Origin of the sequence: Pseudomonas sp. PDM14 (genome assembly GCF_014851905.1) — a bacterium.
Classification (GTDB): domain Bacteria; phylum Pseudomonadota; class Gammaproteobacteria; order Pseudomonadales; family Pseudomonadaceae; genus Aquipseudomonas.
This window is the reverse complement of record NZ_JACVAQ010000003.1, coordinates 155,485-176,655: the sequence shown is the minus strand read 5'-3', so window position 1 is coordinate 176,655 and position 21,171 is coordinate 155,485. Positions and strand designations below refer to the sequence as shown.

Annotated in this window: 17 protein-coding genes; 6 read left to right on the top strand and 11 right to left on the bottom strand. The window is 64.7% G+C overall.

Features of this window, described 5'->3' with window-relative positions:
• Positions 1–80 precede the first annotated feature (80 nt).
• The gene (murJ, locus tag IB229_RS20480) at positions 81–1,625 is read right to left on the bottom strand and encodes a murein biosynthesis integral membrane protein MurJ (RefSeq protein WP_192331788.1); all 1,545 of its coding nucleotides are present in this window, start codon (positions 1,623–1,625) and stop codon (positions 81–83) included.
• A gap of 196 nt (positions 1,626–1,821) precedes the next feature.
• Here murJ and rpsT point away from each other — a divergent pair, with 196 nt between their 5' ends.
• The gene (gene rpsT / locus IB229_RS20475) at positions 1,822–2,097 is read left to right on the top strand and encodes a 30S ribosomal protein S20 (protein WP_192331787.1); all 276 of its coding nucleotides are present in this window, start codon (positions 1,822–1,824) and stop codon (positions 2,095–2,097) included.
• A 92-nt stretch (positions 2,098–2,189) separates the two neighbouring features.
• Here the strand turns inward: rpsT and IB229_RS20470 are convergent, their stop codons facing one another.
• The 5 genes from IB229_RS20470 to rplU all read right to left on the bottom strand — a co-directional run bounded on the left by IB229_RS20470 (position 2,190) and on the right by rplU (position 5,774).
• Complete coding sequence (locus IB229_RS20470) at positions 2,190–2,651, bottom strand: CreA family protein (protein WP_192331786.1); 462 nt, start codon at positions 2,649–2,651, stop codon at positions 2,190–2,192.
• A gap of 10 nt (positions 2,652–2,661) precedes the next feature.
• Positions 2,662–3,780 carry a glutamate 5-kinase gene (proB, locus tag IB229_RS20465; RefSeq protein ID WP_192331785.1) on the bottom strand — a complete coding sequence of 373 codons (1,119 nt, stop codon included), beginning with the start codon at positions 3,778–3,780 and terminating at the stop codon, positions 2,662–2,664.
• Positions 3,781–3,859: 79 nt separating this feature from the next.
• Positions 3,860–5,083 (bottom strand): Obg family GTPase CgtA, encoded by a 1,224-nt coding sequence (gene cgtA, locus IB229_RS20460; protein WP_192331784.1) that lies wholly within the window; start codon positions 5,081–5,083, stop codon positions 3,860–3,862.
• Between the two features lie 105 nt (positions 5,084–5,188).
• A complete protein-coding gene (gene rpmA, locus IB229_RS20455) occupies positions 5,189–5,446 on the bottom strand; it encodes a 50S ribosomal protein L27 (protein WP_192331783.1) in 258 nt (85 codons plus the stop codon).
• A gap of 16 nt (positions 5,447–5,462) precedes the next feature.
• Positions 5,463–5,774 (bottom strand): 50S ribosomal protein L21, encoded by a 312-nt coding sequence (gene rplU, locus IB229_RS20450; protein ID WP_192331782.1) that lies wholly within the window; start codon positions 5,772–5,774, stop codon positions 5,463–5,465.
• A gap of 303 nt (positions 5,775–6,077) precedes the next feature.
• Between rplU and IB229_RS20445 the strand changes: the two genes are divergently transcribed.
• Positions 6,078–7,046, top strand: coding sequence for a polyprenyl synthetase family protein (locus IB229_RS20445; RefSeq protein ID WP_192331781.1), 969 nt, complete (start codon positions 6,078–6,080; stop codon positions 7,044–7,046).
• Positions 7,047–7,181: 135 nt separating this feature from the next.
• Positions 7,182–7,424: a hypothetical protein gene (locus IB229_RS20440; protein WP_192331780.1), complete on the top strand. Its 243-nt coding sequence runs from the start codon at positions 7,182–7,184 to the stop codon at positions 7,422–7,424.
• 329 nt (positions 7,425–7,753) lie between these two features.
• On the opposite strand, the gene IB229_RS20435 is transcribed toward IB229_RS20440, so the two are convergent.
• From IB229_RS20435 to IB229_RS20420, 4 genes are all read right to left on the bottom strand, one after another.
• The gene (locus tag IB229_RS20435; protein WP_192331779.1) at positions 7,754–8,371 is read right to left on the bottom strand and encodes an FKBP-type peptidyl-prolyl cis-trans isomerase; all 618 of its coding nucleotides are present in this window, start codon (positions 8,369–8,371) and stop codon (positions 7,754–7,756) included.
• A gap of 148 nt (positions 8,372–8,519) precedes the next feature.
• Entirely contained in the window at positions 8,520–9,011 is a 492-nt protein-coding gene (locus IB229_RS20430; RefSeq protein WP_192331778.1) for a TIGR00645 family protein, read from the bottom strand.
• Positions 9,012–9,202: 191 nt separating this feature from the next.
• The gene (locus tag IB229_RS20425; protein ID WP_192331777.1) at positions 9,203–9,544 is read right to left on the bottom strand and encodes a hypothetical protein; all 342 of its coding nucleotides are present in this window, start codon (positions 9,542–9,544) and stop codon (positions 9,203–9,205) included.
• A 187-nt stretch (positions 9,545–9,731) separates the two neighbouring features.
• Positions 9,732–12,179, bottom strand: coding sequence for a Lon protease family protein (locus tag IB229_RS20420; protein ID WP_192331776.1), 2,448 nt, complete (start codon positions 12,177–12,179; stop codon positions 9,732–9,734).
• Between the two features lie 178 nt (positions 12,180–12,357).
• On the opposite strand from IB229_RS20420, the gene IB229_RS20415 reads away from it, so the two are divergent.
• Entirely contained in the window at positions 12,358–14,256 is a 1,899-nt protein-coding gene (locus tag IB229_RS20415; RefSeq protein ID WP_192331775.1) for a DUF4105 domain-containing protein, read from the top strand.
• Between the two features lie 57 nt (positions 14,257–14,313).
• Positions 14,314–14,889, top strand: a complete 576-nt coding sequence (locus tag IB229_RS20410) for a nucleotidyltransferase family protein (RefSeq protein ID WP_192331774.1) — start codon at positions 14,314–14,316, stop codon at positions 14,887–14,889.
• Between the two features lie 46 nt (positions 14,890–14,935).
• On the opposite strand, the gene ettA is transcribed toward IB229_RS20410, so the two are convergent.
• Positions 14,936–16,603 carry an energy-dependent translational throttle protein EttA gene (ettA, locus tag IB229_RS20405; protein ID WP_192331773.1) on the bottom strand — a complete coding sequence of 556 codons (1,668 nt, stop codon included), beginning with the start codon at positions 16,601–16,603 and terminating at the stop codon, positions 14,936–14,938.
• Positions 16,604–16,964: 361 nt separating this feature from the next.
• Between ettA and IB229_RS20400 the strand changes: the two genes are divergently transcribed.
• Complete coding sequence (locus IB229_RS20400) at positions 16,965–21,086, top strand: EAL domain-containing protein (protein WP_192332026.1); 4,122 nt, start codon at positions 16,965–16,967, stop codon at positions 21,084–21,086.
• The last annotated feature ends 85 nt before the right edge of the window (positions 21,087–21,171 follow it).

Sequence of the window (21,171 nt, the reverse complement as noted above, 5' to 3'; positions counted from 1 at the left end):
GCGCGCTTCTTGCTTACAAAGTGGCCGATTATACGCACAGGCGCCGGCAGACAACAGGCAGAGCGTCTGCCACTCGCGCCTCAGGCCAGACTGCGCCGGGCGAAGTCACGCAGGCGAAAGCCCAGCAGCAGCAATACGCCGAAATACACCACCACGCCCGCCACCACCAGCGCGCCGAGGCGCAACAGGCGCAGGAGCATGCCGCCCTCATCCCAGGCCGGCATGTAGTGCATGGCCAGCAGCAGCACCGCCACCATCGCCACCACCGCCAGCAGTAGCTTGCCGATGAACACGCCCCACCCGACTTGCGGCTGGAACATGTCCGCCTTGCGCAACTGCCAGTAGAGCAAACCGGCGTTCAGGCAAGCCGCCAGGCCGATCGACAGGGCCAGACCGGCGTGGGCCAGAGGGATCACGAAGACGAACAGCACGTTCATCGCCTGGGTCGCCAGCAGGCTGACGATGGCGATGCGCACCGGGGTACGGATGTTCTGCTGGGCGTAGAAACCGGGCGCGAGGATCTTCACCAGGATGATGCCGAGCAGGCCGACCGAATAGGCAATCAGCGCCTGCTGGGTCATCAGCGCGTCCTGGCCGGTGAACTTGCCGTACTGGAACAGCGCCACGGTCAGCGGTTCGGCGAGAATCGCCAGGGCCAGCGCGCACGGCAGCACCAGCAGGAAGCACAGACGCAGCCCCCAGTCGAGCAGGCGCGAGTATTCGTCACGATCAGCACTGGCATAGGTTTTCGCCAGCGCCGGCAGGAGGATGGTGCCCAGCGCCACGCCGAGCACACCGGACGGCAGCTCCATCAGGCGATCGGCGTAATACATCCACGACACCGAACCAGCGACCAGGAACGAGGCGAAAATGGTGTTGATGATCAGCGAGATCTGACTGACCGAGACACCGAAAATCGCCGGCCCCATCAGCTTCAGCACGCGCCACACGCCGGCATCGCGCCACTTCAAGCGTGGCAGCACGAGCATGCCGATCTTCTTCAGGTGTGGCAGCTGGTAGAGCAATTGCAGCAGCCCGCCCACCAGCACCGCCCAGCCCAGCGCCATGATCGGCGGGTCGAAGTACGGCGAGAGGAACAGGGCAAAGACGATCATGCTGACGTTGAGCAGGGTCGGCACGAAGGCCGGCACCGAGAACCGGTTCCAGGTATTGAGCACCGCCCCGGCCAGCGACGACAGCGAGATCAGCAATATATAAGGAAAGGTCAGGCGCAACAGGTCGGTGGTCAGACTGAAACGCTCGGCCTCGTCGGCAAAACCGGGCGCCGAGATCCAGACGATCCACGGCGCAGCGAGAATGCCGATCAGGGTAACCAGCGCCAGCACCAGGGTCAGCAAGCCACAGACGTAGGCGACGAAGGTACGCGCAGCCTCCTCACCCTGCTGGGTCCTGTACTCCGCGAGGATCGGCACGAACGCCTGGGAGAACGCCCCCTCGGCGAAGATCCGGCGCAGCAGGTTGGGCAGCTTGAAGGCGACCACGAAGGCGTCAGACGCCACGCCTGCGCCGAACATGCGGGCAATGATGGTATCGCGCACGAAGCCGAGCACGCGGGACAACATGGTCAGGGAGCTGACAGCCGCCAGCGATTTGAGCAGGTTCATCTGAATGAGGGGCTTCCGCAAACGCGCGCATAGGGGGAGAATCCACCGCCGCGCAAAGCCGACGAGTGTAGCGGTCCGCCACTGGTCAGGCTAGCGAAGGCAAATGCTAATAAGCTTGACATCGGCACCCTGGCTCGGCATTATCCGCGGCCTTATTTGTTGCTATCCCCCCAGTTTTTTTTCGAGGAGCTTGACGGTGGCCAATACACCTTCTGCCAAAAAACGCGCAAAACAGGCTGAGAAGCGTCGTAGCCACAATGCCAGCCTGCGCTCGATGGTTCGTACCTACATCAAGAACGTGGTCAAGGCTCTCGACGCCAAAGACCTGGACAAAGCCAAAACCGCCTACACCCTGGCTGTGCCGGTAATCGACCGTATGGCCGACAAAGGCATCATCCACAAGAACAAAGCTGCTCGCCACAAAGGCCGCCTCAACGGTCACATCAAGGCGCTGAGCCAAGCTGCCGCCTAAGCGACAGCTGTTCTTGAAAAACCGGCCTCGGCCGGTTTTTTATTGCCCGCCATTCAGCGCATAAAAAAACCGGTGCAGGGCACCGGCTTTTCTCACTCGTTTGGCCAGGGCAGAATCGGGATCGCCGTGACCGCATTCTGCGGACTGCCCTCGATCACCCGATCGCTGTACACGAGATAGACCAGGGTGTTGCGCTTCTCGTCGAAGAAGCGCACCACCTGCATGGTCTTGAACACCAGCGACGTGCGCTCGCGGAACACCTCTTCACCATCCTTGAGCTTGCCGGTGAAATTGATCGGGCCGACCTGACGGCAGGCCAGCGACGCCTCGGCGCGGTCTTCCGCCAACCCAAAACCGCCCTTCACACCACCAGTCTTGGCGCGCGACAGGTAGCAGGTCACCCCCTCCACCTGAGGATCATCGAACGCCTCGACGACAATCTTGTCGTTCGGGCCGAGCCACTTGAATACCGTGGACACCTCGCCAATCTCTTCCGCCGGCGCCACCAGCGGAACCATCAGCAGCAAGCCGAGCAATCCTTTTGCCATGCGCATTGCACTCTCCTCAGACCAGAATCAGGTTGTCGCGGTGCACCAGCTCAGGCTCATCGACATAGCCAAGCAACTTCTCGATGGCATCGGAAGGCTGACCGACAATCTTCTGCGCCTCCAGCGCACTGTAGTTGGCCAGGCCGCGCGCGATCTCGCGCCCATCCGGCGCCACGCAGACCACCATTTCGCCACGACGGAAACTGCCCTGCACCTGACGCACACCAACCGGCAACAGGCTCTTGCGATCAACCAGCAGCGCCTTGACCGCCCCCGCATCCAGCACCAGCGTGCCACGGGTCTGCAGATGACCAGCCAGCCACTGCTTGCGCGCCGCCAGCAGACCCCGCTCGGGCGCCAGCAGGGTGCCCAGGCGCTCACCCGCCTTGAGGCGATCAAGCACGCGCTCGATGCGCCCGCCGACGATCACCGTGTAAGCCCCCGAGCGCGCCGCCAGACGCGCCGCGCGCAGCTTGGTCTGCATGCCGCCACGGCCGAGCGCACCACCGGTACCTCCCGCCACGGCATCCAGGGCCGGGTCATCGGCACGCGCTTCGAAAATCAGCTGAGCATCGGGATTGTGCCGCGGATCGGCGTCGAACATGCCATCGCGATCCGTGAGAATCACCAGCAGATCAGCCTCGACCAGGTTGGCCACCAGCGCCGCCAGGGTATCGTTGTCACCGAAGCGGATCTCGTCGGTGACCACCGTATCGTTCTCGTTGATCACCGGAATGGTGCCAAGCTCGACCAGGGTACGCAGGGTGCTACGCGCATTCAGGTAGCGCTTGCGGTCCGACAGGTCGTCATGGGTCAGCAGTACCTGCGCGGTGTGCTTGCCATGCTCGGCAAAGCTGGACTCCCAGGCCTGCACCAACCCCATCTGCCCGACCGCAGCAGCAGCCTGCAGCTCATGGATGGCACTCGGACGCGACACCCAGCCAAGGCGACTCATCCCGGCCGCCACCGCCCCCGAGGACACCAGCACCAGCTCGACGCCCGCCTCGCGCAGCGCAACCATCTGCTCGACCCAAACCGCCATGGCGGCGCGGTCCAGACCACGCCCATCCGCCGTCAGCAGCGCGCTGCCAATCTTGACCACCCAGCGCTGCGCACCTGTAACCTTGTCCCGCATCTTTTCCAACCCTAGCCAGAATGCAAATACGTGCCTGCAATCAGCACGACGCCGCTATCAAGCGGCGCCGTACGATACCTCAATCGCGAACGTAGATGATCTCCGGACCATCTTCGTCGTCCTCGAAATCATCATCCCAGTCGTCATCACCGACGTCATCCACGCTCTTCAGGCCGGCGCGACGCAGCGCACGCTTGTCGTCCAGCGCCTGCAGGCGCGCCCGCGCCTCGTCCTCGATGCGACGATCCAGCTCGGCCAACGCCTCGGCGTAAGCCGGCTCCTCGGCCTTGCGCAGGTCACGCTCATCGAGATAGCGCATGATCGCCTGGCTCAGCGACTCGGTGCCTTCGCTTTCCAAGGCGGAAATCACGTGCACCGGACCCTGCCAGTCCAGGCGCTCGACCACGGCCTTGACGCGCTCGTCGCGCTCATCTTCGAGCAGCTGATCGGCCTTGTTCAGCACCAACCAGCGATCACGCTCGGCCAGCGCCGGGCTGAACTTCTCCAGCTCGCGGATGATCACCTCGGCAGCCTCGGCCGGATCACTGCCATCAGGCGGCGACAGGTCCACGAGGTGCAGCAGCAGACGGGTACGCGCCAGGTGCTTGAGGAAGCGAATCCCCAGACCCGCGCCCTCCGAGGCCCCTTCGATCAGACCGGGGATGTCGGCAACCACGAAGCTCTTGTAGCGCCCGACACTGACTACACCCAGGTTAGGGATCAGCGTGGTGAACGGATAATCCGCCACCTTCGGCTTGGCGGCCGAAACGGAGCGAATGAAGGTGCTCTTGCCAGCATTGGGCAGACCGAGCAGGCCCACATCGGCCAAAACCTTGAGCTCCAGCTTGAGGTCACGCGACTCGCCCGGCTTGCCCGGCGTGGTCTGCCGTGGCGCACGGTTGGTGCTCGACTTGAAGCGGGTGTTGCCCAGGCCGTGCCAACCACCATGCGCGACCAACAGGCGCTGGCCCGGCTTGGTCAGGTCGCCAATGATCTCCTGGGTGCCAGCATCGATCACGGTGGTGCCGACCGGAACCGGCAGGATCAGGTCCTCACCCTTGGCCCCGGTACATTCGGTGCTGCCACCCTTCTCGCCATTTCTCGCGGTAAAACGCCGCGTGTAACGATAGTCGACCAGGGTATTGAGGTTGGCAGCCGCCTCCATATAGATGGAGCCGCCGTCACCACCATCGCCGCCGTTAGGGCCACCCTTCTCGATGAACTTCTCACGACGAAAGCTCATCATGCCGTTACCACCGTCGCCGGCTTTTACAAAAATAGAAACTTCATCGACGAATTTCATGGGTACGCCTCCCGTCGCGGCGACGGGCTAATGGAACACGGATACAGGGTATACAGAAACAAAAAAGCCCCGTCGCGAGACAGGGCTTCTTCAGCAAGCGCGGACTTAGGCAGTCACGACACTTACGTAGCGGCGGTTGAACGCGCCCTTCACTTCGAACTTGATCACGCCTTCGATTTTAGCGAAGAGGGTGTGATCTTTACCCATGCCAACACCGTAACCGGCGTGGAACTGGGTACCGCGCTGACGCACGATGATGTTGCCGGCCTTGATGACCTGGCCGCCATACATCTTCACGCCAAGGCGTTTGCTTTCTGAGTCGCGGCCGTTACGAGTACTACCGCCAGCTTTCTTGTGTGCCATGAGTCAAACCCTCCAATCAGGCCTGGATGCCAGTGATCTTGATTTCGGTGAACCACTGACGGTGGCCCTGACGCTTCATGTGGTGCTTACGACGACGGAACTTGATGATGGTGACTTTGTCGTGACGGCCTTGGGAGACCACTTCAGCGACAACCTTGGCACCAGCAACCACCGGGGCGCCGATCTGAACGTCGTCGCCATTGCCGATCAGCAGAACGCGATCAAAAGTCACGGATTCGCCAGTGGCGATTTCCAGCTTCTCGACCTTGAGGAATTCACCTTCGGCGACTTTGTATTGCTTGCCACCGGTAACGATTACAGCGTACATGGATATCTCTCCGTTAAACCTGCTCACCCGACTCTTTATAGGAAGAGTAATTGGCCGGCATGGCTGCATGGAACCTGGACTGGCGCCGTGCAATTGCGTAAGGCAGGGAGTGCCCAAAGAAGTTAGGGGCCGCGATTGTACGGAAAGCCCCGCAGCGAGGCAACCCCCGCCGGCACTTGCCTTGACAGCCCCTACCCCGGCCCCTAGCATGCCGCGCAATCAGATTACCCCCGGCCCCATCGCCGCAGCCCTGCCGGCGTACCCATAACAGGCGCCGCCCAGCCCCAGGAGCCACCCTCCACGATGCAACCCCAGGCCTTCTATAGCGTGGTGGCGAACGACTTCGCCGCCGTCGACGGCATCATCCGCCGCCAACTGGTATCACGCGTGCCTCTGGTGGAGAAGATCGGCGACTACATCATCTCCGCAGGTGGCAAGCGCCTGCGTCCGCTGCTCGTCCTGCTCAGCGGCAAGGCTCTCGGCTATCAGGCGGACGACCTGCGCCTGCTGGCCGCGACCATCGAGTTCCTGCATACCGCCACCCTGCTGCACGACGACGTGGTCGACATGTCCGGCATGCGCCGTGGTCGCGCCACCGCCAACGCCCAGTGGGGCAATGCGCCGAGCGTGCTGGTCGGCGACTTCCTTTATTCGCGCTCGTTCGAAATGATGGTCGAACTCGGCTGCATGCCGGTGATGCAAATCCTCTCCCGCGCCACCCGGGTGATCGCCGAAGGCGAAGTGCTGCAACTGTCCAAGGTGCGCGACGCCAGCACTACGGAAGAGACCTACATGGAAGTCATCCGCGGCAAGACCGCGATGCTCTTCGAGGCCTCGACCCACAGCGCCGCCGCGCTGGCCGGTGCCGACCACGCCCAGAGCGAAGCCCTGCGCACCTTCGGCGACCACCTGGGCATCGCCTTCCAACTGGTCGACGACCTGCTCGACTACCAGGGCGACGCCGCCACCCTGGGCAAGAACGTCGGTGACGATCTGGCCGAAGGCAAGCCGACCCTGCCGCTGATCTACACCATGCGTGAAGGCACCGCCGAACAGGCCGCCCTGGTGCGCAGCGCCATCCAGAAAGGCGGCATCGAAGACCTGGAAAGCATCCGCGCCGCGGTCGACGCCTGTGGCGCGCTGGCCTACACCGCCAAGCTGGCCCGCGAACATGCCGACAAAGCCATCGCCTGCCTGGACACGCTGCCCAACAACAGTCACCGCGACGCGCTGATCGAGCTCTGCCGGTTTGCCGTATCCCGCACGAACTGAGCCAAGCCTGGCTCCAGCGAAAAGCCCGTCCTTGCGACGGGCTTTTCATTTGCCGACAAAAGGCGCCCATTAAGTCTTGCTATAATCTCAATAAGAATTATTCTCATCTCAAGGACGACGACGGAGGATATGCACATGACCTATCTGATTGATGCCTGGCTGGACCGCCCACATCCCTACCTGCGGATTCTCAATCGGGAAACCGGCGAGGTGTGCGCTGTACTCGAAGAAGAGGCCATCGGCGAATTGCGCGATCAGGGCGATCTCGACCTGAGCTGCCTGAACTCCAGCGAACCAAGCGTGCTCAAGGAACTGGTGCGCAGCCTCTTCCTGTTCTGCTACGCCCGCGCCTTGCGGCCACACGGGGAGCTGCACTGACTGCCAGGGTCGGCCAACGACGGTCACCGGAAGCGGGAACACCCTGACACAGGGACGTGTCGGGAGCATGGGGCCAGCTGATGTGCCGCCATGTCGCAGAGGCGATGCCGCTTCTGCAGGTGCCCGGACCAGTCAGGACGACTGGCCGGGCATCGCTTTTTCTAGCGTGCTTAGAACCTGCTCACGATCTCGCGAGCTAGAGCGATACAAGGCAAAAGCAAGTGAGGAAGCGGAGTTTACGAGTGGTAAATGAGCATTCCGATTGGACTCGCATCCGAGCTTGCTTTTAACGTAGTAGCGCCGACGCGCAGCTGATCGTGAACAAGTTCTCAGAGGATCTCGAGCAGCTCGACGTCGAACACCAGCACGCTGTGCGGCGGAATGCTGCCAACAGCTTGGCCGCCATAGGCCAGCTCGCTCGGCACGTACAGGCGCCATTTGCTACCGGTGTTCATCAGCTGCAGGGCCTCGATCCAGCCGGCGATCACGCCGCCCACCGGGAATTCGGCGGGCTGGCCACGATCGTAGGAACTGTCGAACACGGTGCCGTCGATCAGGGTGCCGTGGTAGTGGGTGCGTACGTGGTCTTCGCGCGATGGCTTGGCGCCTTCGCCGGCGGTCAGCACTTCGTACTGCAGGCCGGATTCGAGCACGGTCACGCCGTCGCGCTTGGCGTTCTCGATCAGGTAGCTGCGACCGGCGCCAGCGGCCGCTTCAGCCTTGGCAGCGGCTTCGGCCTGCATGATTTCGCGGATGGCGCGGAAGGCGTTGTTCAGGTCTTCCGCAGCGACACGGCTCGGCTCGCCAGCGAAGGCGTCACGCAGGCCGGCGACCACGGCGTCCAGGCTCACGCCGGGCGGCGGATTGTCGCGCAGCTGGTCGCCCAGTTGGCGGCCGATGCCGTAGCTGACGCGCGTTTCGTCGGTGGACAGGTTGAGTTCGGACATGGCCGGGCTCCACGTTAAGGGTCGAAAAAGGGCGGCCAGACTAGCACAAGCCGCCCCGCGACGAGACCGCTTAGAGCGCATGCAAACCTGAGCGCAGAAAAAAGCCCGGCCACCTCGCGGTGCCGGGCTCGGCGTGTACGGTCACACGTCAGTCGTGCTTGGTCAGCTTGTCCAGGTAACCCATGGCGAACGCCGAGACGACGAAGGTCATGTGGATGATCACGTACCACTTGAGGTGTTCGGGGTCGTGGTTCTTGGCATCCATGAACACGCGCAGCAGGTGGATCGAAGAGATCGCCACAATCGATGCAGCCACCTTCATCTTCAGCGAGCTGGAATCCATCTTGCCCAGCCAGCTGAGTTTCTCCTTGCTCTCGTCGATATCCAGCTGCGAGACGAAGTTCTCGTAGCCGGAGATCATCACCATCACCAGCAGGCCACCGACCAGCGCCATGTCGATCAGCGACAGCAGCACCAGAATCAGATCGGCCTCGGCCAGGGAGAAGACGTTGGGCAGGATGTGGAAAACTTCCTGGAAGAACTTCAGCGCCAGTGCCAGCAGACCCAGCGACAGGCCGAAGTAGATCGGCGCCAGCAGCCAGCGCGAGGCATACATTGCGTTCTCGATAATGCGTTCCATGGTCCCCTCGCTGAATGAAAATCCGGCCGCGAGTATACCCACGCGAGCGTCTGGGACAAAGGCGACAGCGCCTTTTGCGGCTTATCCACGCGAACTGTGGATAACCTTGTGGGCAGGGACGGGAAAGGTGGTCGCGGCGCAGCGCCATCGGTGCTTTGCCGGCATTGGTGAAAAAGCGCTCAGCGGCGTGCTCAGCTTTCCGGGCGGAACTGGCAATCACCCACGTGACGGCAACGCTCGCCATTGAGCCGACGCAACTCGCCCTGCAGATGCAGGCACCAGATCGGCGGTTCCTCGCAGGCTTCGTAGCCCTGTACGGATAGGCACTGGGCGATCGAATCGAGTACCGCTTCGGCCACGAAAGGCCCGTGGAATGGGCCTTGCGCCTTGATCGCCGAGGGTTGCGCGCCAGACATGCCTGCCGCGCAGAGCAGCGTCCACAGCCCTCGCTCGCCAGCCAGCGGGCGAATCACACATTCGATCCGAGTGGTCAGGCCGAGGCACTGACGGGTGAGGCAGAGGCTGCGCGGCATGACGGCGGTCCTCGCAAGGTCTGGGTTTCAGACTACACCCCGAGGCGCCGACGGGGAAAGGCAAAGTTATCCCCGCACGCTGTGGATAACTCTGTGGAAGAAGTGAGGGCAAGCAGGTCCGAGCGAGGCCGCTCGCGGCCGCCGGGCAACTGTTCAGTGACTGACCAGTTGCCGGACGGTCACCGCGTCACTCCTTGGGCTTTTTCGCCACGGCGCGCCCCTTGGTCTTCACCTCGGCGATCTGCACCGGCTCCTTCTCCTCTTCCTCCATGCCCATCTCGGCGATGCTGCGCAGGCGCTCGACCACGCGCGCGTTGACGCTGCCGGCCGGGAATTCGCCCTTGTCGTTCGGTGTGCCGGCATCCTCGCCAACCAGCAGGCTCAGCGCCTCATCGACCTGGCGCACCGCATAGACGTGGAACAGGCCATTGCGTACCGCCTGCAGCACGCGCTCGTCGAGCATCAGCGTGGTGACGTTGGAGTAGGGAATGATCGCGCCCTGCTCACCGGTCAGGCCGCGCGCCTCGCACAGGCGGAAGAAGCCCTCGATCTTCTCGTTGACCCCGCCAACCGCTTGCACCTCGCCGAACTGGTTGATCGAACCGGTGATGGCGAAGCACTGCTTGAGCGGCGTGCGCGACAGGGCAGAAATCAGCGTGCAGACCTCGCCGAGCGAGGCGCTGTCGCCGTCGACGTAGCCGTAGGATTGCTCCAGGGCGATGCTCGCCGAAATCTCCAGGGGGAATTCCTGGGCATAACGGCTGCCGAGGTAGCCGGTGAGGATCATCACGCCCTTGGAGTGGATCGGCTGGCCGAGGTTGACCTCGCGTTCGATGTCGACGATGCCGCTGCCACCCGGATACACCGTGGCGGAAATCCGCGCCGGCACGCCGAAGGCCGAGTCACCGACCTCCAGTACAGTGAGGCCGTTGCATTTGCCGATCGCAGCACCGGCGGTGTCGATGAGGATGATGCCGGCGAGCATGTCATCGATGATCCGCGCCGAGACGCGGCCGGTGCGCGTGGCCTTGGCCTTCAGCGCACGCTCGATATGCCCGGCATCGGTCAGCTCATCGCTGGCCAGGCTGCGGATGAAGTCGGCCTCGCTGACCAGCTGGAACAGATCGCCGATACGCGCCGACAACCGCCCCTGGTGCTCGGCCAGGCGTGCACTGTAGGTCGCCAGGCGCGCCACGGCGGCGGCGGTGAGCGGCGCCATACCCTCCTCCGAGGTGCGCGTTTTGAGCAACTGGGCGAACTGTTCGAGGCTCTCGTCGGCGAGCGGGATGTCCTCGTCGAAGTCCACCAGCACGCGGAACATCTCCTGGAAGTCCGGATCGGCGTCCTGCAGCGCGTAGTACAGCTGGCGCGAGCCGATGATCACCACCTTCAGCTGCAGCGGGATCATCTGTGGCGTCAGGGTCACGGTGGCGATGCGGCCGAGGTCACCCAACGGCGACTCCATCTTCAACTGGCGCGAATGCAGGGCGCGCTTGAGCGCGTCCCAGACGAACGGCTCGCCGAGCATCTTCTCCGCTTCCAGCACCAGGAAGCCGCCATTGGCGCGGTGCAGCGCGCCGGGGCGCAGCTGCCGGTAGCTGGTGTAGAGCGCGCCCTGATCGGTGCTGTATTCGATGCGACCGAACAGGTTGTCGTAGGTCGGGTGCGGCTCGAACACCACCGGTGCGCCACCGTCGGCGTGATGGCCGACCACCAGGCTCGGGCAGTACTGCTCTTCGAGCATTTCGCGGCGCTCGACGTCCGGTTTGTCGTCGATCAGCTGATCGACCACGGTCTTCAGCAGGTTGACCTGCACCGCCTGCAGGTAGGCACCGATGCCGGCGTTCTCCGCGTATTTTTCCGACAGCGGCGCCAGCAGCGGCTGCAGCGCCAGGGTGATGGTTTCTTCGTTGAGCTGGCGGGTCTGGTTGCTCAGCTCGCGCTTCCACTGCGGCAGGCCGGCAAGCTCCTCGTTGAGGCGCTCCTCCAGCGCGGTGATGTCGGCATGGAAGCGCTCGCGCTCGGCCTCCGGCAGCTGGGCGAACTCGGCCTCATCAAGGGCCTTGCCCTCCTTCATCGGGGTGAAGGCGATGTTGCTGCTGTCGCGGTACAGCGCTACTTCCTTTTCCAGCGACAGGCGCTCGACCACGTCCAGCGCCTTGTCGTAGCGCTGGTTGAAGATGCGCTCGATGGCGCTCTTCTTCTGCTGGTAAGTGGGCGTCTCGAACACCGCCGGGAAGGTCGACAGCAGGTTGTCGATCAACTGGCCGATGTCGCTGATCAGCTCTCCCGCCGTGCCGGCCGGCAGCTCCAGCGCGCGCGGCTCGCGCGGCTCGTCGAAGTTGTTCACATAGAGATGGTCGGCCGGCGTGGCCAGGCGCTTGGCCTCGGCCTTGAGGTAGCGCTGCACGAACGAGAAGCGCCCGGTGCCGGGCTCGCCCATGACGAACACGTTGTAACCGGGGCGCGGCATGGCCACGCCGAACTGCAGCGCTTCGACGGCGCGCTCCTGGCCGAGCACGCCGCGGAACGGCTCCAGGTCATCGGTGGAAGTGAAGTTGAACTGTTCGGGAGAGAAGGGGCGAGTCAGGTCATCGGGCGCCAGGTGCAGGCCAGCAGCAAAAGATTCAGGCATCGGAAGTCCTTATCGGGCGGCAGCAGCGCCGCGGAAAGTTGGGACCATTCTGGCGCCGGCCGAACGCCGCTGGCAAGGCATCGGCGCTGCCCGTTCGCGGCTTTTCGTTACCACACGGAACACGCCGAATGCCCTTGCGCAATCGCCCGAAATGACCTTGCTTGACAGGCTTGCGGGCATGGGAAAAGCTCGTTCGGCTCGCCCTGGAAGAAGAAGCCCGCCCTTGAAACGGATGTTGCCGTACCTGGCGCTTTGCCTCGGCGCTCACCTGCACGCCGCCCCGCAGATTGCCGCGGAGCGCCTGGCCACACTGGCGGCCTCGCCCTACTGGATCGCCCTCGGGCACTACGAAACCGGCAAGCTCGGCGGCTGGCGCAGTTACGTCGACGACGCCGACTTCTTCCTCGTCGCACAGGGCGACAGCGACCCGCAGGCCGAACTGCAAGCCACCCTGCAGGCGCTCTATGCGCCCGCGGCGCAGGGCGACCTGCACCCGCAATGCCGCTATCCGGCGCGCACCCGCTGGCTGCGCGAACAGCTGGCCCTGACCGATCTGCCCACCCCCACCTGCACCGAATTCAACGCCTGGTTCGCCGACATCAAGCCGCACAGCACGGTACTGGTGTTTCCCGCCGCCTACCTGAACAGCCCGTCGTCGATGTTCGGCCACACCCTGCTGCGCATCGACCAGGCTGACGTCGACTCGCACAACACCGCCCTGCTCAGCTACGCGCTGAACTTCGGCGCCTACATCGAAGGCATGGACAACAGCATCCTCTATGCCTGGAAAGGCCTGATGGGCGGCTACCCCGGCCTGTTCGCCCTGGTGCCCTACCGCGAGAAACTCGCCGAGTACAGCCGTCTGGAGAACCGCGACCTGTGGGAATACCGGCTCAACCTCAGCGCGGCGGAAACCGGGCGCATGGTCGAGCACGTGTGGGAGCTGCGCCAAGTGCGCTTCGACTACTTCTTCTTCGACGAAAACTGCTCCTACCGCCTGCTCGAACTGCTGGAGATCGCCCGCCCCGGCCTGGAGCTGACCGAGCAGTTCCCGCTGACCGCCATCCCCACCGACACCGTGCGCGCGGTGAAGCAGGCCGGCCTGGTCGCGCGTACCGACTACCGCCCGTCCCGCGAGCGCGAGCTACTCGGTCGCGCCGAACAACTGAACGGCGCCGAACAGGACTGGGTACTGCGCCTGGCCGAGGCTCCGCAGCTGACTACCAGCATCGAATTCCAGGCCCTGCCTGCAGAGCGCCGCGCCTTGATTCAGGACGCCGCCTTTCGCCTGGTGCGCTACCGCGCCACCGGCGAAGCGCGCTCCGGCGAGATCGCCAGCCGCAGCTTCGAGCTACTGCGCGCGATCAACGGCAACCCGCCGCCGGCCCTGGCCCTCGAACGCCCCGGCCTGCCCGAGGACGGCCACGAATCGCGCACCTGGCAACTCGGCGCTGGCAGCCGCGATGACCGCGCCTTCGCCGAGTACGGCCTGCGCATGGCCTACCACGACCTCAACGACAACGCCTACGGCTTCCCCCTCGGCGCGCAGATCGAACTGGCCCAACTCAAGCTGCGCCAGTACGAAGGCAATCACTGGCAGCTGCAGCAGCTGGACCTCGCCACCATCCGCTCGCTGACGCCGCGCAACCGGCTACTCAAACCCTGGTCCTGGCAGGTCGGCGGCGGCCTGCAGCGGGTGCCCGGCGAGGATGGCGACGAGGTGCTGGCCAGCCACTTCAACGGCGGCGCCGGCGGCACCTGGAAACTCGGTGACAATGCCCTGGCTTACGCCCTGGCTACCACCCGCCTGGAGCACCACCAGGACTTCGCCGCCTTCGTCGCCCCCGCACTCGGCTTCGACAGCGGCCTGCTGTGGCGCAACGCGCTGGGCAACCTGACCCTGCAAGCCAAGGGTGACTACTTCCATAACGGCGAGGTGCGCCGCAGCCTGGCACTCGACCAGCAGTGGGAGCTGAGCCGTAACCTCGGTCTGCGCTTCAGTGCGAGCCGGGACTTCAGCCAGCTGAGCAGCCCGGAGAACGAGCTGATGCTGGAGCTGAAGTGGTACCACTACTGAGTTGGCGATAGCCGCTGCACGCGGCATGATCGCCACCCCACCATCACGACACCGCCCATGCCCGCCCGCGACGACCTGCACCCGCAACTGATTCACCTCGCCCAGCAAAGCGCCTGGCTGATGGAGGCGCTGCATGCGGCGCGTTCGCTGCAACTGGCATCGTGGTGCATTGGCGCTGGCGCGGTGCGCAACCTGGTGTGGGACCACCTGCACCAACGCCCGGCGCAGGTGCCGGGCGATATCGATCTGGTCTACTTCGACCCGAGCGCCCAGGCCGAGCAGGACGAAAATCTGCGCGAGCGCCTGGCCACCTGCTGTCCCGAATTACCCTGGGAGGTGACCAATCAGGCGCATGTACACCACTGGTACGCCAACTACTTCGGCCAGCCGATGGCGCCGCTGAACTCGCTGGAGGAGGCCGTCGGCTCCTGGCCGGAGTACGCCACGACGGTGGGCCTTTACCTGGACGCCGACGACAGGCTGCAGGTCATCGCCCCGCACGGCCTGGACGACCTTTTCGCCCTGCGCGTGCGTCACAATCCGACGCGCGTCGGCGTCGCCATCTATAACCAGCGCCTGGCGCAGAAGCGCTATCAGGAACGCTGGCCGCGCGTGCAGATCATCCCCGCCTGAAACGAAAAACGGAGCCCTGAGGCTCCGTTTTGCATTTCAGCGCGCGTTACTGCGCCAGCTTCTTGTGCCGCACGCGATGCGGCTGCGCCGCGGCCTCGCCCAGGCGTTTCTTGCGATCGGCCTCATACTCGGTGTAGTTGCCTTCGAAGAACTCGATGTGCGAGTCGTCCTCGTACGCCAGGATGTGCGTGGCGACGCGGTCGAGGAACCACCGATCGTGAGAGATCACGATCGCGGCGCCCGGGAAGTCGAGCAGCGCCTCTTCCAGCGAACGCAGGGTTTCCACGTCGAGGTCGTTGGACGGTTCGTCGAGCAGCAGGACGTTGGCGCCTTCCTTCAGGGTCAGGGCCAGGTGCAGACGGCCACGCTCACCACCGGAGAGGTCCTTGACGAACTTCTGCTGGTCGCCGCCCTTGAAGTTGAAGCGGCCGACGTAGGTTCGCGACGGCACCTCGTAGTTGCCGATCTTGATCATGTCGGCGCCGCCGGAAACGGCTTCCCACACGGTCTTGCTGCCGTCGAGGTCGTCGCGGCTCTGGTCGACGCAGGCCAGCTGCACGGTTTCACCGATCTCGATGCTGCCCGAGTCCGGCTGCTCCTTGCCCATCAGCATGCGGAACAGGGTGGACTTACCCGCGCCGTTGCCGCCGATCACACCGACGATGGCGCCCTTGGGCATGCTGAACGACAGGTTGTCGATCAGCGCACGGTCGCCGTAGCCCTTGCTGACGTTGATGAAGTCGATGACCTTGTCGCCCAGGCGCGGACCGGCCGGGATGTAGATTTCGTTGGTCTCGCTGCGCTTCTGGAATTCCTGCGACTGCATTTCTTCGAAACGTTGCAGGCGAGCCTTGGATTTCGACTGGCGAGCCTTGGCGCCTTTGCGCACCCACTCCAGTTCGTCTTTCATGGCCTTTTCGTGGGCCGACTGCTGCTTGGACTCCTGCGCCAGACGCGCGGACTTGGCCTCCAGCCAGCCGGAGTAGTTGCCTTCGTACGGGATACCCGCGCCGCGGTCGAGTTCGAGAATCCAGCCGGCGACGTTGTCGAGGAAGTAGCGATCGTGGGTGATCGCCACCACGGTGCCGGGGAAGTCGTGGAGGAAATGCTCCAGCCAGGCGACGGAATCGGCGTCCAGGTGGTTGGTCGGCTCATCCAGCAGCAGCATGTCCGGCGCGGACAGCAGCAGGCGGCACAGGGCCACGCGGCGCTTCTCACCACCGGACAGGTGTTCGACCTTGGCGTCCCAGGCCGGCAGGCGCAGGGCGTCGGCGGCGACTTCCAGCTGGCGCTCGAGGTTGTGGCCGTCAGCGGACTGCAGGATGGCTTCGAGCTTGGCCTGCTCGGCAGCCAGCTTGTCGAAGTCGGCATCCGGTTCGGCGTAGGCGGCGTAGACCTCGTCGAGACGGGCCTGGGCGTCCTTGATCACGCTGACGGCTTCTTCCACCACTTCACGCACGGTCTTGTTCGGGTCGAGCTGCGGCTCCTGCGGCAGGTAGCCGACATTCAGCTCCGGCATGGCACGGGCTTCGCCGTCGAACTCGGTGTCGACGCCCGCCATGATCTTCAGCAGGGTGGACTTGCCCGAGCCGTTGAGGCCGAGCACGCCGATCTTGGCGCCGGGGAAGAACGACAGGGAGATGTTCTTGAGGATTTCCCGCTTCGGCGGCACGACCTTGCCGAGCCGATGCATGGTGTAGACGTATTGAGCCATGGGGACCTTGGTTCTGCGTATATAAGAGAGAAAACCGCGTCGCCGGCCGAACGGCCGCGACGAAAACGTCGGGCGAGTCAGCATGATAGACCCTGCTCCCGCGCACGTGCGGCAAAGCTACCGGAATGCGCCAGACTGGGCAAACCCGTGGGCGACGGACAGTGATGGCACTTTGCCCGACTTACGGGCATGCTAGCCCGCTTTGTTCGCCTGGCTTACAGTCTTTAATACGGCTGCAGTAATTAGCAGGATTTCGCGCGTGCCCACACACCCTCGCCGCAAGCCTCGTTCACGGGGCGATCTGTCCGCCGGCCCCCGCCGAGGCTCGCTCAAAGGCGCCCTCGGCCTGCTGGTCGCGCTGATGCTGGGCCTGCTGCTGTGGCAATTGCAGCAGGAGTTCCAGCAGCAGGAAGACGGCTTGCGCCAGCGCAGCCTGGCCTACAGCACGCAGCTCGCCGGCCATTTGGGCCTGGCGATGAAACTCAAGGCCGAGGCTGGCAAGGTCTACCTCGAACAGTACGCCCCCGAGCCGCCCAGCGCAGACAAGCTGGCGGGCCTGCTCGGCCACCTGCACGAAATCTACCCCGCCCTGCACAGCCTGGCCTGGTTCGACGCGCAGGGCCGCATCCTCGCCGACAGCGCGCCGGCAGCGGATGAAAGCGCACTGCTGGCCCAGCTACTGAGCCACAAGGACGCCTCTTACCATTACGCCTACGGCCCGCGCGAAAACGGTTTGATCTACCTCATCCTGGGCAAGCCGAACGACCAGAGCGGCGGTTGGCTGCTGCGCCTGCAGTTGAGTGCGCTGAACAACTGGCTGCCGGCCATCCGCGAACAGCAGCCCTGGCTGCTCGAGGACCAACGCAGTGGCCAGGTGATCCTGCGCCAGACCGAGGCGAATACCGATACAGCCCTGAACAGCTCGCCCCTGAGCGACAGCGAGCACGCGCAGAGCATTCTGCAGACCGGCCTGAGCAGCAGTGACTGGCAGCTGCACGCGCTGTTCGACGAAGCCAGGGTGCGCGCCGACTTGCTGCCGCTGCAGGCGGGCAAGCTGCTGCTGTTCATCCTCTGCGCCACCCTCGCCCTGCTCGCCCTGTTCGGCCTGCTGCGCGAGCAGCGCAGCCTGCGCGAATCCCACGACCTGTCGCGGCGCTCGCTGGAAGATGCCATCGGCGCACTCGGTGCCATCGACGAGCGCGTGCTGGTGACCCAGGCCGACGGCCTCATCACCTACCTCAACCCGCGCGCCGAGCAGATGTTCGGCCTGACCAGCGCCGCCGCCAGCACCCGCCACCTGCTCAACCTGCTGCCGGCCCTGGCGCCCTGGCTGGAAAACTCCCGACGTGGCGACAGCGACCCGGTGGAAATCCTGCAGAACGGCCAGAAACGCCTGTACACGGTGACCTGCCACGTGCTCGCCAGCAGCGGCGCCAAGGCCTCCGGCCAGGCCTGGGTATTGCGCGACGTGACCGAGCAGCAGCACGCCATGCGCGTACTACAGGACACCCGCCGGCGTTATCAGGACATCTTCGAAGGCAGCGGCGTGGCGCTCTGCGTGTTCGACTTCAGCGCCCTGGAACGCTACCTGCGCGAACAGGGCCTGAACAGCAGCGCACAGTTCGCCAACTGGTTGGAGGCCAACCCGCAGGCCCTGGAGTCGCTGCTGCAGCTGTTCCGCATCACCGAGGTCAACCAGCTGACCCTGCGCCTGCTGGAAGTCGACACGGTCGAGCAGATCTGGCCACACATGATCGGCCATGGCCCGCTGCGCATCGGCGGCATCCGCTACGCACTGATCTGCGCGCTGCTCGACAGCCGCGCGGAAACCAGCTTCGAGAGCAAGATCCTCACCCCGCAGGGCTTCGAGCGTTACCTGTGGCTGACCGTGCAGCTGCCGCAGCGCCGCGAAGAACTGCACGCGGTAACAGTGAGCCTGCAGGACATCACCAGCCGCAAGCGCGTCGAGCTGTCGCTGGTCGAGCGCGAACGCTTCTGGTCGGACGTGGTGCGCGCCGTGCCGGATACCCTGTACGTGCACGACATGACCAACCAGCGCGTGCTGTTCAGCAACAACCGCCTGGGCCCGGACCTCGGCTACAGCAAGGACGAGCTGCGCCTGATGGGCGACAAGCTGTGGGAGAAGATCCTCCACCCCGACGACTTCGAGCTGTACCAGCGCGTGCGCAACCTGCAGAAGGTCGTCGGCAACCGCCAGACCCTGCAATGCCAGTTGCGCTGGCGCCACCGCGACGGCAGCTGGCACTGGTTCGATATCCGCGAGCACGCCCTCAGCCGCGACGCACAGGGCCGGGTCAGCCGCCTGATCGGCGTGGCCAAGGACATCAACAACGAGATCTGCGCCCAAGCCAGCCTGAGTGACAGCGAACGCCGCTACCGCCTGCTGGCGGAAAGCATCAGCGACGTGATCCTGTCGTCCAACAGCGACCTGCGCCTGACCTACGTCAGCCCCTCGGCGGAAGCCTTCTTCGGCTACAGCCCCGAGTGGATCCTGCAGAACGGCCTGTTCAGCGCCGTGACCAACCCGCGCCAGCTCAGCGGCGTGCTGGCCCTGCTCGACGAAGTGGCCAAGGCCCAGGGCGAGCCACACCTGCTCGCCGACCTGCAGACCCGCCTGACCGCCAAGCCGTTCGTCTTCGACTGCCTGCGCGCCGATGGTCGCAAGATCACCGTGGAAATGCGCGTGACGCTGATGTGGGACGAGTCGGACCGTTTCGAAGGCGTGCTCGGCATCGGCCGCGACATCAGCCAGCAGCGCCGCGCCGAGCGTGACCTGCGCATGGCCGCCACGGTTTTCGAGCACTCCACGGCGGCGATCCTGGTCACCGACCCGGCCGGCTACATCGTGCAGACCAACAAGACCTTCCAGCGCATCAGCGGCTACACCACCGCGGAAGTGCTCGACCAGCTGCCGGCCATGCTCACCGCCGACCGTCAGCAGGCCGGCCAGCTGACCTTCATCCTCACCCAGCTGAACAAGAACGGCATCTGGGAAGGCGAGCTGTGGCTCAAGCGCAAGAACGACGAACAGTACCCGGCCTGGGTCGGCATCACTGCGGTGCAGGACGAAGACGGCGACCTGGTCAGCTACGTGTGTTTCTTCAACGACATCAGCGAACGCAAGGCCAGCGAACAGCGCATCCACCGCCTGGCCTACTACGACGCCCTGACCCTGCTGCCCAACCGCACGCTGTTCCAGGACCGCCTGCACACCGCCCTGCAGCATGCCGAGCGGCATGATGAGTGGGTGGTGCTGATGTTCCTCGACCTCGACCGCTTCAAGCCGATCAACGACTCCCTCGGCCACGCCGCCGGCGACCGCATGCTCAAGGACGTGGCCGTGCGCCTGGCCGCCTGCGTCGACGAGGACGACACGGTGGCGCGCATGGGCGGCGACGAATTCACCCTGCTGCTGCGCCCGCGCAACACCCGCGAGGGCGCACTGAACCGCGCCATCCACGTTGCCGAGCAGATTCTCGCCAGCCTGTCGCAGCCCTTCGTGCTGCAGGGCCGCGAATTCTTCGTCACCGCCAGTATCGGCATCGCCCTGAGCCCGCAGGACGGCGACGAGCTGAGCCAGCTGATGAAGAACGCCGACACCGCCATGTACCATGCCAAGGAGCGCGGCAAGAACAACTTCCAGTTCTACCAGGCGGACATGAACGCCACCGCCCTGCAGCGCCTGGAGCTGGAAAGCGACCTGCGCCACGCCCTCGAGCAGGACCAGTTCCGCCTGTACTACCAGCCGCAGCTCTCCAGCGACGGCAAGCGCCTGACCGGCGTCGAGGCGCTGCTGCGCTGGCAGCACCCGGTACGCGGCCTGGTCGCGCCGGGCGAGTTCATTCCGGTGCTGGAAGAGCTCGGCCTGGTGGTGCAGGTCGGTGACTGGGTGATCGCCGAAGCCTGCCGTCAGCTGAAGACCTGGCACAACGCCCGGGTGCGCGTGCCCAAGGTCTCGGTCAACCTTTCCGCCCGCCAGTTCGCCGACGGCCAGCTGGGCATGCGCATCTCGCGCATCCTCGGCGAAAGCGGCATCGCCCCGGCGTGCCTGGAGCTGGAGCTGACCGAGAGCATCCTGATGCGCGACGTCAGCGAAACCCTGCAGATCCTCGTCAGCCTGAAGAAGCTCGGTCTGTGCATCGCGGTCGACGACTTCGGCACCGGCTACTCGTCGCTGAACTACCTCAAGCAGTTCCCCATCGACGTGCTGAAGATCGACCGCAGCTTCGTCGACGGCCTGCCCGGCGGCCAGCAGGACGCGCAGATCGCCCGCGCCATCATCGCCATGGCGCACAGCCTGAACCTCTCGGTCATCGCCGAGGGCGTCGAGCGCCAGGAGCAGCTCGACTTCCTCCGCGACCACGGCTGCGACGAGGTGCAGGGCTACCTGTTCGGCAAGCCAATGCCGGCCAGCAAGTTCGAGGCGATGTTCAGCGGCGCCGCCCTGTTCGTCCTCAACTGACCCCGCCGGCCAGGCAAACCGCCGCGCAGAGCCCTCGGCCGAGAGGGCCCGGTGCGGATGAAGGCCACTTGTCCGTCACATGACT

What these genes read in the sequence shown, in the direction of transcription:
- IB229_RS20445 (WP_192331781.1), top strand. Translation starts at nt 6,078, where the DNA reads ATGCAACCCCAGGCCTTCTATAGCGTGGTGGCGAACGACTTCGCCGCC.
- rplU (WP_192331782.1), bottom strand. Translation starts at nt 5,774, where the DNA reads ATGTACGCTGTAATCGTTACCGGTGGCAAGCAATACAAAGTCGCCGAA.
- rpmA (WP_192331783.1), bottom strand. Translation starts at nt 5,446, where the DNA reads ATGGCACACAAGAAAGCTGGCGGTAGTACTCGTAACGGCCGCGACTCA.
- cgtA (WP_192331784.1), bottom strand. Translation starts at nt 5,083, where the DNA reads ATGAAATTCGTCGATGAAGTTTCTATTTTTGTAAAAGCCGGCGACGGT.
- IB229_RS20470 (WP_192331786.1), bottom strand. Translation starts at nt 2,651, where the DNA reads ATGCGCATGGCAAAAGGATTGCTCGGCTTGCTGCTGATGGTTCCGCTG.
- ettA (WP_192331773.1), bottom strand. Translation starts at nt 16,603, where the DNA reads ATGGCTCAATACGTCTACACCATGCATCGGCTCGGCAAGGTCGTGCCG.
- IB229_RS20415 (WP_192331775.1), top strand. Translation starts at nt 12,358, where the DNA reads ATGGGAAAAGCTCGTTCGGCTCGCCCTGGAAGAAGAAGCCCGCCCTTG.
- murJ (WP_192331788.1), bottom strand. Translation starts at nt 1,625, where the DNA reads ATGAACCTGCTCAAATCGCTGGCGGCTGTCAGCTCCCTGACCATGTTG.
- IB229_RS20430 (WP_192331778.1), bottom strand. Translation starts at nt 9,011, where the DNA reads ATGGAACGCATTATCGAGAACGCAATGTATGCCTCGCGCTGGCTGCTG.
- proB (WP_192331785.1), bottom strand. Translation starts at nt 3,780, where the DNA reads ATGCGGGACAAGGTTACAGGTGCGCAGCGCTGGGTGGTCAAGATTGGC.
- IB229_RS20425 (WP_192331777.1), bottom strand. Translation starts at nt 9,544, where the DNA reads ATGCCGCGCAGCCTCTGCCTCACCCGTCAGTGCCTCGGCCTGACCACT.
- IB229_RS20420 (WP_192331776.1), bottom strand. Translation starts at nt 12,179, where the DNA reads ATGCCTGAATCTTTTGCTGCTGGCCTGCACCTGGCGCCCGATGACCTG.
- IB229_RS20410 (WP_192331774.1), top strand. Translation starts at nt 14,314, where the DNA reads ATGCCCGCCCGCGACGACCTGCACCCGCAACTGATTCACCTCGCCCAG.
- IB229_RS20440 (WP_192331780.1), top strand. Translation starts at nt 7,182, where the DNA reads ATGACCTATCTGATTGATGCCTGGCTGGACCGCCCACATCCCTACCTG.
- IB229_RS20435 (WP_192331779.1), bottom strand. Translation starts at nt 8,371, where the DNA reads ATGTCCGAACTCAACCTGTCCACCGACGAAACGCGCGTCAGCTACGGC.
- IB229_RS20400 (WP_192332026.1), top strand. Translation starts at nt 16,965, where the DNA reads ATGCTGGGCCTGCTGCTGTGGCAATTGCAGCAGGAGTTCCAGCAGCAG.